The sequence below is a fragment of the Streptomyces thermovulgaris genome (assembly GCF_002155915.1).
In the GTDB taxonomy this organism is placed as follows: Bacteria; Actinomycetota; Actinomycetes; order Streptomycetales; family Streptomycetaceae; genus Streptomyces; species Streptomyces thermovulgaris.
Genome location: NZ_MUME01000184.1, coordinates 1 through 11,553, shown reverse-complemented (window position 1 = coordinate 11,553; position 11,553 = coordinate 1). Strand labels below are relative to the sequence as shown.

The window sequence follows — 11,553 nt, the reverse complement described above, 5'->3', positions numbered from 1 at the left end:
GTTCCGCTGGATACGACGCCCGCAGGGCATAGAAACACAGCCAATCCATTGATTCAACAATCAATCGCTGCTGCTCATGTTCCGCTGGATACGACGCCCGCAGGGCATAGAAACGAGCGGGCCGCCCACTCCAGGCTGAGTTCAATGATGGTTCCGCTGGATACGACGCCCGCAGGGCATAGAAACCCGTTGTAGTGCGGATGCCCAGGGGTGTACCCCCCCGTTCCGCTGGATACGACGCCCGCAGGGCATAGAAACAGTGAGGGGGGACGGGGAGCCGGTCAGGTCAGCTGTTGTTCCGCTGGATACGACGCCCGCAGGGCATAGAGAAGCCGTTGGCTGTGACATCGGCTTTCTGCCGGTCATTTAATTCACCGGAATTCATGCCCACAAGGAGGTCAAATTGGCCGAGTTGTTGCACCATGCCGCCTCCGAGGCCGTGTTACTCAATGCGTGGCGGGAGGTGCAGGAGAATGATCTGGAGGATGGCAAGGTCAGCCCACAGGTGGCCGCCTACTCCAACGGGATCCTTGAGCGGTTGGCAGCTCTGAGTCGGGCGCTCCGCGAAGGCACTTGGGAGCCATCTCCCGTGTACGCGGTGGAGATCGAGAAGCGATCCGGCGGGAAGCGACTACTGGCGGTGCCGGCCGTGGAGGACCGGATCGTGGAACGGGCGCTGATGGAGGTGATTGACGACACGATCGACGCCGTACTGCTGCCGTGGAGCTACGCCTACCGCAAGGGACTGTCCGTGGCGGACGCGCTGCACGATCTCACGCAAGCCCGGGACGACGGCGCACGTTGGGTGGTTCGCGCAGACATCAAGGACTGCTTCGAGCGGATCCCACGCTGGGCAGCACTGACACGATTACGGGAAGTCGTTCCAGATGCCGAGGCATGTCACCTGATCGGCCGGTTGGTGAATCGCAAGGGCGTCGGCCCGGCCGCGCGCCGCATTCGGCAAGGGCGGGGCCTGCATCAAGGCAGTTCCTTGTCACCTGTGCTCACCAACCTCTACCTGGACTCCTTCGACCGCGATCTGTTGCGAGCCGGGTTCCGTGTACTGCGTTACAGCGACGACCTCGCGGTCCCCGTCGCCACACAGGCGGACGGAGAGAAGGTTTTGAAAATCGCGCAGGAGGCGCTGCGGCGCCTCGACTTGGAGTTGAACGAGGACAAATCCCGTATCGAGAGCTTCGACGAGGGCGTCGACTTCCTCGGCAAGACCATCACAGCCCGTTCCGGAATCCGCACCACGACGTACGTGTCACCGCTGGAGTCGACTGTCTATGTCACCGAACCCGGTTCGTCGCTGCGCGCCAAGGGCGCCCGGCTGCGCGTCGTTCGCAAGGACAAGCAACTGCTGTCAGTGCCGTTCGACCGGGTGCGGCAGGTGGTGTGCACGACGTCGGCAACGTTGACCAGTCCGTTCCTGCGCCGAGCACTCGAGCACGGTATCGATCTCGTTCTGACTGAGGAGGACGGCGAGTTCCTCGGCCGTCTCACTGGTCCATACGGACCCGATGTCGAGCTGCGCCACGCTCAGCATCGGCTTACCGAGAAACGGGCGGCAAAGCTCGACCTGGCCACCGCCTTCGTCTCCGGGAAGATCGGCAACATGCGGACCTGCCTGCTACGGGCCGCTCGCGACGGACGCCTCGCGGAGGCGGAACCGGTCACCGAACGTCTCCTGACCGCCCGCAAGTCCGCGCTCATGGCAACCAGCGAAGCCTCGCTCATGGGCGTGGAGGGCGCCGCGAGCCGCGACTACTTCGCCGCGCTCGGCCGAATCCTTGGCCCGATGTGGTCCTTCACTCAACGGCGCCGCCGTCCGCCACCCGACCCGGTCAACGCGTTGCTCTCCTTCGGGTACACCCTCCTGACCCGCGAGGCGGTCGCCGCCGTGGAATTGGCCGGGCTGGATCCGGCCGTGGGCTACCTGCACGAGATGCGTCGCGGTCGCCCCTCCTTGGCTCTGGACCTGGTCGAGGAGTTCCGCCCGCTGATCGTCGATCACCTCGTCATCGGTCTGTGCACCAGAGGCCAGGTCAGCCCGGCCGGTTTCACCATCGACACATCGGGAACGAAGGGCTGCCGCATGGACCGTGGCACACTCCGCGTCTTTCTCGCCGCCTACGAGCGCCGTATGCTCACCGCCGCCCGCCATCCGATGGCCGGGCGCCGTGTCTCCTACCGCACCGCCCTGACCATCCAGGCCCGTCACCTCGCGGACGTCATCACTGACCGCACCCCCGCCTACATCCCCATCAGCTGGCGGTGACCACCGATGCCGTACACCCTGCTGATCAGCTACGACATCGCCGACAACGACCGTCGCGGCGAGATCTCCGACCTCTTGGCCGCTCATGGTGCCCGTGTCCAGTACAGCGTCTTTGAGGTCACTCTGCCGACGAAGAAAGAGGTTCAGCGTCTCCGCGGTGCCCTACGCAAGCTGATCGACCGGGACGAGGACCAGATCCGCCTCTACCCACTCCCGGCGACCACCCTGAACGAGCTGATCATCCTCGGCAACCGCCGTCTGGAGGAACGCGCCGACTTCTGGATCGTATGACGGAGCACCCCATGCCACGCACTCACCCCAACACCGGAGACGGCCGTAACCGCACCACACCCGCAACCCCCGAAAACGCCCTTTGCCGCGCGGCCCGTTTACGCAGCTCAGCCACACACTCCACGTCGACAGTGACGCGCGCCACACCTACTCGGGTACGCTGGCACACGACGCCGCGCACCGGGCATCATCACTGCAGGCCACAGGCCCCTCCCCAGACGAAGGGTTCCACCGAAACTGACGCCCGCAGGGCATAGAAACATCGTCCGGATGCTGGCCTTGAGCCGGATGTTCTGCAGTTCCACCGAAACTGACGCCCGCAGGGCATAGAAACAGTAATGCAACTACCATACGCACAAGCAGCATGGAAGAGCAGTTCCACCGAAACTGACGCCCGCAGGGCATAGAAACAGCACCAATTCCCCAGGGAAGATCTGATCCCAGATCTGTTCCACCGAGACTGACGCCCGCAGGGCATAGAAACCCGGGTGCGAATACAGGCGTTTCTCCAAGCGCCGAGGTGAGTGCCCGGATACCGGACCCCGAATACAAGGGCCAAATACAAAGACGGCCACCGGCCGATCCTCTCGTTGCCGAAGGCTCGAAGGAGATCAGCCGGTGGCCGTTCGACGTACTCCGGGGCGGAGGGTGTCAGTTCGGGCGGCAGGCGGTGAGGAAGGTGGTGAAGAGGCGGGTGCGGTGCTCGGCGGAGCCGTCGGGGTCCTCCGGGTGCCATTGGACGCCGACGATCCACTTCTCCGGGTGTTCGACTCCTTCGACCGTCCCGTCGTCGGCGCGGGCCGCGACGACCAGTCCCTCGCCGGGTTGGTCGACCGCCTGGTGGTGGCCCGACCGTACGGTCACGCGGTGCTCGCCCGCCATCGCCGCGACCCGGGTGCCCTCCAGGAGCGTGACCTGCTCGTCGAGGAACATCGGTTCGCCCGGGCCGCCCCGGTGGAGCCGGTAGTCCTCGAGGTCGGGGACGAGGGTGCCGCCGAACGCGACGTTGATCAGCTGCGATCCGCGGCAGATGCCGAACACCGGCCGTCCGGCCTGCTCCGCCGCCCGGATGGCGGCGATGGCGTAGTCGTCGGCCTTGCGGTCCACGCCGTAGGAGTTGGGCACGGGGCCGGTGTGCCCGTACAGCTCGCCGTCCACGTCTCCCCCGCCGAGCAGCAGGAGGCCGTCGAGGCCGGCCACCGTTGCCGGGTCGGGCAGTGCGCCGGTGTCGGAGGTGTCGTACAGCTCGTAGCCGGCGCCGAGGTCCCGCAGGGTGGTCAGCGTCGTGCCGGTGAAGCGGCGTACGAGGTCGGCGACCGGCTCGGTCAAGTCGGGGAAGTTGAGCGAGACCAGGACGGCGATCCGCGGGGTGCCTCCGGTGCCGCCTCCCTCCGGCTCGACCTCGTGCCGGTGCACGGTGACGCCTGGCGCCACTGCTCCTCCTTCGGTCACAGCTTGATCCAGGTGCTCTTGAGCTGGGTGTACTTCTCCAGTGCGTGCAGCGACTTGTCCCGTCCGAAGCCGGACTGGGCGTAGCCGCCGAACGGCACGGTGATGTCGCTCTCGTCGAAGCAGTTCACCCAGACGGTGCCCGCCCGCAGGGCGCGGGCCATACGATGCGCGGTGGACAGGTCGCGTGTCCACACCGCTGCCGCGAGGCCGTAGTCGGTGCCGTTGGCGATCCTGATCGCCTCGTCGGTGTCCTCGAAGGTGAGCACGGACAGCACCGGCCCGAAGACCTCCTCGCGGGCGATGCGCATGTCCGGGGAGACGCGGTCGAAGACGGTGGGTTCCACGTAGTAGCCGCCGGTCTCCTCGAGGACGCGGTGGCCGCCGAGCAGCCGTTCGGCGCCGTCCTCCACGGCGCCGCGCACATGGCCGAGGACGCGTTCCAGGTGCCGCTGCTCCACCAGGGCGCCGACGTCGGTGCGCGGGTCGAGCGGGTCGCCGACCACGGTGCGGCGGCTCTCCTCGAGGACCAGCTCCAGCAGCTCGTCCTTGATGCTTCGGTGGACCAGCAGCCGTGATCCGGCCGAGCACACCTCGCCCTGGTTGAAGAAGATGCCGCTGGCGACGGCCTTGGCGACCACCCGCAGGTCGGGGGCGTCCTCCATCACCACCTGGGGGGACTTGCCGCCGAGTTCGAGGGAGACCTGCTTGAGGTTGGAGTCGGCCGCGTACCGCAGGAACAGCCGGCCGACCTCGCCGGAGCCGGTGAAGGTGAGGGCGTCCACGTCGCGGTGGAGGCCGAGGGCGGCGCCCGCGGTGGGCCCGAACCCGGGGACGACGTTGAGGATGCCGTCGGGCACGCCCGCCTCGGTGGCGAGCTGGGCCATGCGCAGCGCGGTCAGCGGGGACTGCTCGGCGGGTTTGAGCACGACCGCGTTGCCGGTCGCGAGGGCGGGCGCGACCTTCCACATCGCCATCATCAGCGGGAAGTTCCACGGCACCACGGCGCCCACCACCCCGACCGGTTCACGGGTGATGGTGGCCAGGGTGTCGTGCGCGGTGGGGGCCACCTCGTCGTACATCTTGTCCGCGGCCTCGGCGTAGAAGTCGAGGCACTGGACGGTCACCCGCAGATCGACGGCGAGGGCGTCCGTGTACGGCTTGCCCATGTCGACGCTCTCCAGCAGCGCCAGTTCCTCGGCGTGCTCCTCGATCAGGCGGGCGAGGCGCTGGAGCACCGCGCGCCGCTCGCGCGGGTGGCGCCGGGACCAGACGCCGGACTCGAAGGCGCGCCGGGCGGAGGCGACCGCGCGGTCGATGTCCTTCTCGTCGCCCTCGCTGACCTTGGCGATCGGCTTTCCGTTCCGGGGGGAGATCCGGTCGAAGGTGGCGCCGTCGAGGGCGTCGACGCCTCGCCCGTCGAGGTGGATGCGGGTGGGCAGGGTGAGTTCGGCGAAGCGCTTCTCCAGGTCGGTCCGGGTGGCGATCGCCCGGGCGGCGGCCTCGTCCCGGGGGCCGGTTCCCTCGGGGACGGCCCGGTCCCGGGGAGCCTGGTCCTGGGGGGCCGGGGTCGCTGTCATGCGGGCTCCTTTCGGGTCCTGGCGCGTTCGACGAGGTCGGTGAAGAGCGCTCCGTCCTGCGGGGAGGTTCCGGCCAGGTCCTCGGGGTGCCACTGCACGGCCAGGACGTCGGCGGTGGTGTGCTCCAGCGCCTCCACGCAGCCGTCGGCCGCCCGTGCGACCACCCTGAGGTCCCGGCCGACCCGGTCGACGGCCTGATGGTGGTACGAGGAGATCTTGAACGGGGCGGTGCCGACCACGGAGGCGAGGTGCGAGCCGGGTTCGGCGGTGACCTCGTGGAGGGCGTCCAGGTGGCTGACGGAGGTCTCGGTCAGGTGCTGGTCGAGGGTTCCGCCGCAGACCACGTTGAGCGCCTGCATGCCCCGGCAGATGGCCAGGGTGGGGATGCGCCGGGCGACGACCGCCCGGAGCACGGCGAGGTCGAGCCGGTCCTGTTCGGGGTCGTCGGGCTCGGTGCGCGGGTGCGGGCGCTGCCCGTAGTGGGCCGGGTCCAGGTCGGACCCGCCGGGGACGACCACTCCCGCGAAGGAGGCGAGCCGCCCCGGCAGGCCGTCCAGGGCCTGCCGGGGGCCGCCGTGCAGCACCAGGGGTTCACCCCCGGCCTCGAACACCGCGTCGCACACGGCCTCGGCGGCGACGGTCGCGGCGAAGCGCAGGCCCGCGACCTTCCGGGAGCGCCGTCCGATCACGGCGATGGCGGGGCGGGTGCTCACCGTTCTCCTTCCGTCGCGAAGGGGTAGGGCAGGGTGGGGATCCACTCGGCCCAGGCCGCCGCGAGCCGGCCGTCGGCGATGACCCGGCCGAGGGCCGCGTCGATCGCCTTCAGGTCGTCCGGGCGGTCCTTGGCCACGCCGATGCCCCACCGGTTGCCGGTGCGCACGGTGAAGGCGAGGTCGAAGTCGGGGTGTTCACCGAGCGGGACGAAGACGACGTCGTCGTCCACGACCGCGTCGACCTCACCGGACTTCAGTGCCGCCAGCATGTCGCCGAACACGTCGTCGGAGTCGCCGCCGAACGGCACCGTCACCGCGCCCTCGAACGTCTCGGCCAGGGCCATGTTGGTGCTGCCCGCGATGGCGGCGACCCGGCGGCCGCGCAGGTCGGCGGCGGAGGTCACCGGGTCGCCGCGGCGGACGAGCACGGACTCGTGGAAGACCGCGTAGGGGCGGGTGAAGTCCACCTGCCGCCGCCGGGCCTCGGTGATGCCCTGGCCGCACAGCACGGCGTCCACCGTGTGGTTCCGCACGGCGGGCAGCATCTCCGCCCATGGCAGGTACACCCACTCGAGGGGGCGGCCGAGTTCGGCGGCGATCAGCTCGCCCACGGCCGGTTCGTAGCCGCGCCGTCCCCTGACGGGGTCGGCGGGGAGGAACAGCGGTGGTGCGTCGGAGTCGATGCAGGCCAGCCGCAGCGGTTCGGCCGTGCCGGCCGCCCTGTCGGTCCGCGGCCCGGTCACGGGGTGTCCTCCTTGTACATCATGTGCTCCCAGTCGGTGACGTAGCCGCAGAACCGCGCCCATTCGTCGGACTTGTAGGCGTGGTACAGCTCGACCGTCTCCGCGCCGAGCGCGTCTTTGATGACGTCGTCGGCGACGAACAGCTCGAGGGCCTCACCGAGGTTCAGCGGGAGCCTGGTGAAACGATCCTGCGTGTCGTAGCTCGAGCCCTGCTGCGGCTCGCCCGGGTCGATCCGGTTCTCCAGCCCGTCGGCCATCGCCGCGATGAGAATGGCGTGCGAGAGGTAGGGGTTGACCATGGCGTCGGGCAGCTTGACCTCCAGCCGGCCGTTCGCCGACAGGCGCACGGTGCAGGTCTTGTTGTCCATGCCCCAGTTGATCCGCGCGGGCGCGAACTGCCCGGAGTCCCAGTACCGCTTGTAGGAGTTGACGGTCGGGCCCATGACGGCCATGGAGGCGGCGGCGTGGGTCAGGATGCCGCCGAGCGCGTGGCGGCCCAGTTCGCTCAGATGCAGTTCGCGGCGGCCGGGTTCGGCGAACACGTTCTCGTCGCCGCGCCACAGGCTGATGTTGTGGTGGCAGCCGTTGCCCATCATTCCGGTGGCGGGCTTGGGCATGAAGCTGGCCGTGACGCCGAGTTCGCGTGCCACCTGACGGCAGATCTGCCGGTAGGTGATCAGCCGGTCGGCGGTCAGGTCGGCGTGGTCGAACATCCAGTTCAGCTCGACCTGGCCGGGGTCCTCGTAGTCGCCCTCGATCATGCTGAAGCCCATGGCCTTGGCGTAGCCGATCACCTTCTGGTAGATCGGGCGGCTGCGTTCCAGCAGGTCGAGGCGGTAGGCGGGGCTGGAGTCGGGGCGGGCGTGCACCTCGAGTCCGGGGCCGGTCCAGGTCATCTCCGGCTCGCAGCCGCTGCGCAGTTCGAGTCCGGTGCGCTCGGTGAAGGCCTCGTGGAGCCGCCGGAGGTTGCCGCGCGGGTCGGTGGCCAGGGGCCGGCCGCCGATCTCCGGCCGGTGATCGGGCTCGTACAGCCGGCAGAAGAAACGGCCGACGGAGGGGTCCCAGGGCAGGACGGCGAAGGTGTCGAGGTCGGGGACGGCGGTGAACTCGGCGGCCTCCGCGCCTCCGCCGAGCAGGGTTCCGTCCCGGGTGACCTGGAAGTCGGCCATCACCGTGCGGTGCATCTGGACGCCCTTCTCGGCGTTGCGCGTCAGCTGCTCGGCGGGAACGACCTTGCCGACGACCCGGCCGGTCACGGTGACGCTCTGGTAGTAGAGGTACTCGACACCGGCGTCGGCGATGCGCTTGCGCAGCGTCTCGAGGACCTCCTGGTCCGCGTTGCGTTCGCGGTGCTGGTCGAGTGCTGTCGCGGAGCCGGAGAGGGTGGTCGTCATGGGAAACCTCGCATGTCGCTGTTCAGGCGGAGACGGCCAGGGCGCCGAACGCCCCGCGCAGCTCGCGTTGACGGGCAGGGGGAAGATTGACGGCCACGGTGCCCACGTGCACCGACTGCCGGTAGTACAGAGCGAGGACGCCGTCCGGGAGCCGGTCCGGGTCGCCTTCCTCGAGGCGGACCTCGTCGGCGAGCCCGGGTGATCCGAAGCTCTGGAAGCGCAGGTCGAGCTGGTCGCTCCAGAAGGAGGGGACGGGGGCGAAGGGGGCCGGGTCCGGCGTGCGGCCGCCGAGGAGCGCGGTGAGGGTGGCGGCGGCCCGCTTCGCGGTGTCGGTCGGGACGGACCAGTGCTCGACCCTGCGCGGTACGTCGTCGAAGAGCGGGTTGGGGAAACGGGCCACGTCGCCGACGGCCACCAGGCGGTCCGTTCCCGCGGCGAGAAGCCGGTTGTCGCACAGGACTCCGTCGCTCAGGTCGAGTCCGCTGTTGCCCGCGAGCCATTCGACGTTCGGCAGCGAGCCGACGGCCTCGACGACCACGTCGGCGTCCAGGGTGGTGCCGTCGTCCAGCTCCACGCCGGCGACCCGGGTCCCTCCGGTGAAGCCCACGGGGAAACGGCCGATGACGAAGGCGATCCCGGCGGCCTCGTGGTGCCGCTGCACCGCCTGGGCCAGCTCGCTTCCCAGCACCCGGACCATCGGGGCGCCCGCGGGTTCCACGACGGTGACCCGGCAGCCCTGGCGCAGCGCGGTCGCGGCGACCTCGCAGCCGATGAAGCCCGCGCCGATCACCACGACCCGGCTGCCCCGGTGCAGTGCGCCGCGCAGGGCGACGCAGTCGTCCAGGGTGCGCAGGGCGTGGCGTCCGGCCAGGGGTCCCGGCAGGTCGAGGCGGCGCGGACGCAGTCCCGTCGCGGCGACCAGGGCGTCGAAGGCGACGGCCTCCCCGCTCTCCAGGGTGAGCCGTCCGCGGCCGAGGTCCGCCTCGACGACCGGCAGGCCGAGCCGGAAGTCGACGTCGGCCACGGACGCGCGCCGGCGGAAGGCCACCTTGGCATGGAGCTCTTCCGGTGTCGGGTCGCCCGGGGCGGACAGCAGTTCCTTGGACAGGGGCGGGCGGTTGTACGGCCCGTACCGCTCGGCACCGAGGACGGTGACGGGGCCGGTGTGCCCGGCCGCGCGGAGCTGCTCGGCCGCGCGGAGCCCCGCGAGGGAGGCACCGACCACAGCGATGTGCGCGCTCATGTCAGTCCTGTCGGTCCCGTCAGCCCTCGATGAGGATGGCCTGGACCGGGCACACGTCCGCGGCTTCCTCGACCTCGGTGCGCAGCGCGTCGTCCGGATCGGTCTCGTAGACGAGCTTGCCCTCGTCGTTCATCCGGAAGACCTCGGGTGCGGCGATCGCGCACTGGCCGTGGTCCTGGCACAGGTTCATGTCCACGGTGATCTTCATGGTGGGTCCTTTCGGGCAACCTTTGGGGCAAAAAGGAAGGGTGCGTCCCGGGGTGGAGCCGGGGGTGAGGGCCTTTGGCGACCGGGAGCGGAAAAGGGGTGAGGTCCGGGAGACGGTGAGGTCCGGAAGGAGGTGGTGTCCGGGAAGGGGGGGAGCCCTGGAGGGCGGATACCTGGGAGGCCGGGTCCCGGGAACCGGCCGCGGGATGTCGGGCCTCCGGGGCGGGGGCTCGGTGAACCGGGCCTCCGGAGGCCGGTAGTCGGCAGACGAAGCGGGAGGGGAAGCGGGGGTCAGGAGGCCGGGGTGAACCCGATGGGCAGGCGGACGGGGCCGGTGTTGCCGGAGTCGGGCAGCCACTCGGCGCCGTCGAGGATGCGCGGTTCGCGCAGACGCCGGGCCAGCAGCGGCAGGGCCTCGCTCATGTCGCTGCGGGCGACGAAGTGGCCGAGGCAGTGGTGGGCGCCGCCGCCGAAGCCGAAGTGGGGCTTGCGTTCGGCGGTGATGTCGAAGGACGGTTCGCCGAACACCCGCGGGTCGGTGCCGGCCGACTCGCTCCACAGATGGATGGTGGTGCCGGCCGTGATCTCCAGGTCCTTGTAGGTGAAGTCCTCCACCGCCTCGCGGGTGACCCAGCGGACGGTGGGGTTGACCCGCATGACCTCCTCGACCGCCTTGCCGCCCAGCTCCGGACGCTCGGCGAGCAGCCGCCACTGGTCGGGGTGACGGATGAACGTCTGCATGGCCAGGCCGAGTTGGTTGCGGGTGGTGTCGAAGCCGCCGAAGATCAGCAGCAGCAGTCCGTCGCGCAGCTCCTGCTCGCTGAGCTTGTCGGTGTCGCGGCTGGCGTTCACCAGGCGGGTGACGAAGTCGTCCCGCGGGGTGCGGCGGCGGTCGGCGATCAGCTCGTCGGCGTAGGCGTACAGCCGGGCGAGGGCGGCCTCGATCTTCGGCAGGTTCTCACGGAAGGTCACGCCCAGGGCGAGGCCGAGGGTGGCCGACTCCCGGGCGATGACCGGCCATTCCGACTCGGGGATGCCGAGCATGATGGCGATGACACGGGCCGCGTAGGGCTCGGCGAACTCGGAGACGAACTCGCAGCGGTCCGGCTCGGCGAAGCCGTCGATCAGTTCGGTGGCCAGTGCCTGGAAGCGGGGTACCAGGCCGCCGATCAGCCGGGGGGAGAACGCCGGGTTCATCAGCCGTCGCAGGCGGTGGTGCTCCTCGCCCTCCTTGTTGAGGATCCAGCTGTCCCACCACCGGGCGAACGGTCCCTCCGTCACTCCGTTGTGCGCGGGCCAGGCCACGCTGCCCTGGCGGAGCTTGGGATGTTTGAGAAGGCGGTTGACGTCGTCGTAGCGCAGCACCGCGAGGCCGTAGTTGGTACGGGCGTACCAGCTTCGTTCACGTGCCTCGTGCACGGCGGTTGAGGTGATCGAGAAGTTCGGATCGGCGACGTCGAAGTAGGGAACGGCGTCGAGGACGGTGCCCGTCATCTGGCACTCTCCAACTCTCGGAGCGGTTGGGGTGGCCCAAATGCTCTAAACCTAGAGTTTGACTGTCAAGGGGGTGCGCACAAACAGTTCCCCGGGCCGCCGGCCGGACGACGGGCGCGCGGTGGGGCTTTCCGGGCCGGGGACGGGACGGGCCGGGG

The 11,553-nt window shown here is 69.7% G+C and carries 10 protein-coding genes and 1 CRISPR repeat array; of the genes, 2 read left to right on the top strand and 8 right to left on the bottom strand.

All coding sequences use genetic code 11. The features are described from left to right. Positions 1 to 331: direct repeats of the CRISPR family, unit length 36 nt; unit sequence GTTCCGCTGGATACGACGCCCGCAGGGCATAGAAAC. Positions 332 to 403: 72 nt separating this feature from the next. Both cas1 and cas2 read left to right on the top strand, forming a co-directional pair. Continuing rightward, a complete protein-coding gene (gene cas1 / locus CCN35_RS16165; RefSeq protein ID WP_086793258.1) occupies positions 404 to 2,281 on the top strand; it encodes a CRISPR-associated endonuclease Cas1 in 1,878 nt (625 codons plus the stop codon). Between the two features lie 6 nt (positions 2,282 to 2,287). Then, entirely contained in the window at positions 2,288 to 2,572 is a 285-nt protein-coding gene (gene cas2 / locus CCN35_RS16160; protein WP_067394213.1) for a CRISPR-associated endonuclease Cas2, read from the top strand. A gap of 651 nt (positions 2,573 to 3,223) precedes the next feature. Here the strand turns inward: cas2 and CCN35_RS16155 are convergent. From CCN35_RS16155 to CCN35_RS16120, 8 genes are all read right to left on the bottom strand, one after another. After that, positions 3,224 to 4,006 carry a gamma-glutamyl-gamma-aminobutyrate hydrolase family protein gene (locus CCN35_RS16155; RefSeq protein ID WP_245863204.1) on the bottom strand — a complete coding sequence of 261 codons (783 nt, stop codon included), beginning with the start codon at positions 4,004 to 4,006 and terminating at the stop codon, positions 3,224 to 3,226. A gap of 14 nt (positions 4,007 to 4,020) precedes the next feature. Next, positions 4,021 to 5,601, bottom strand: coding sequence for an aldehyde dehydrogenase (locus CCN35_RS16150; RefSeq protein ID WP_086793257.1), 1,581 nt, complete (start codon positions 5,599 to 5,601; stop codon positions 4,021 to 4,023). Continuing rightward, complete coding sequence (locus CCN35_RS16145; RefSeq protein ID WP_067394209.1) at positions 5,598 to 6,314, bottom strand: gamma-glutamyl-gamma-aminobutyrate hydrolase family protein; 717 nt, start codon at positions 6,312 to 6,314, stop codon at positions 5,598 to 5,600. Before CCN35_RS16145 ends, CCN35_RS16150 begins: the two co-directional genes overlap by 4 nt. Then, entirely contained in the window at positions 6,311 to 7,057 is a 747-nt protein-coding gene (locus tag CCN35_RS16140) for a substrate-binding periplasmic protein (protein WP_245863202.1), read from the bottom strand. The genes CCN35_RS16145 and CCN35_RS16140 overlap by 4 nt, the downstream gene beginning before the upstream one ends. Beyond that, on the bottom strand, positions 7,054 to 8,451 hold the full coding sequence (locus CCN35_RS16135; RefSeq protein ID WP_086793256.1) for a glutamine synthetase family protein: 1,398 nt from the start codon (positions 8,449 to 8,451) through the stop codon (positions 7,054 to 7,056). The genes CCN35_RS16140 and CCN35_RS16135 overlap by 4 nt, the downstream gene beginning before the upstream one ends. 22 nt (positions 8,452 to 8,473) lie before the next feature. After that, positions 8,474 to 9,694, bottom strand: coding sequence for an NAD(P)/FAD-dependent oxidoreductase (locus CCN35_RS16130; protein WP_086793254.1), 1,221 nt, complete (start codon positions 9,692 to 9,694; stop codon positions 8,474 to 8,476). A 19-nt stretch (positions 9,695 to 9,713) separates the two neighbouring features. Then, entirely contained in the window at positions 9,714 to 9,902 is a 189-nt protein-coding gene (locus tag CCN35_RS16125; RefSeq protein ID WP_067394198.1) for a ferredoxin, read from the bottom strand. A gap of 290 nt (positions 9,903 to 10,192) precedes the next feature. Next, the gene (locus CCN35_RS16120; protein ID WP_086793252.1) at positions 10,193 to 11,395 is read right to left on the bottom strand and encodes a cytochrome P450; all 1,203 of its coding nucleotides are present in this window, start codon (positions 11,393 to 11,395) and stop codon (positions 10,193 to 10,195) included. Positions 11,396 to 11,553: the final 158 nt, after the last annotated feature.

What these genes read in the sequence shown, in the direction of transcription:
- cas2 (WP_067394213.1), top strand. Translation starts at nt 2,288, where the DNA reads ATGCCGTACACCCTGCTGATCAGCTACGACATCGCCGACAACGACCGT.
- CCN35_RS16150 (WP_086793257.1), bottom strand. Translation starts at nt 5,601, where the DNA reads ATGACAGCGACCCCGGCCCCCCAGGACCAGGCTCCCCGGGACCGGGCC.
- CCN35_RS16135 (WP_086793256.1), bottom strand. Translation starts at nt 8,451, where the DNA reads ATGACGACCACCCTCTCCGGCTCCGCGACAGCACTCGACCAGCACCGC.
- CCN35_RS16130 (WP_086793254.1), bottom strand. Translation starts at nt 9,694, where the DNA reads ATGAGCGCGCACATCGCTGTGGTCGGTGCCTCCCTCGCGGGGCTCCGC.
- CCN35_RS16125 (WP_067394198.1), bottom strand. Translation starts at nt 9,902, where the DNA reads ATGAAGATCACCGTGGACATGAACCTGTGCCAGGACCACGGCCAGTGC.
- CCN35_RS16120 (WP_086793252.1), bottom strand. Translation starts at nt 11,395, where the DNA reads ATGACGGGCACCGTCCTCGACGCCGTTCCCTACTTCGACGTCGCCGAT.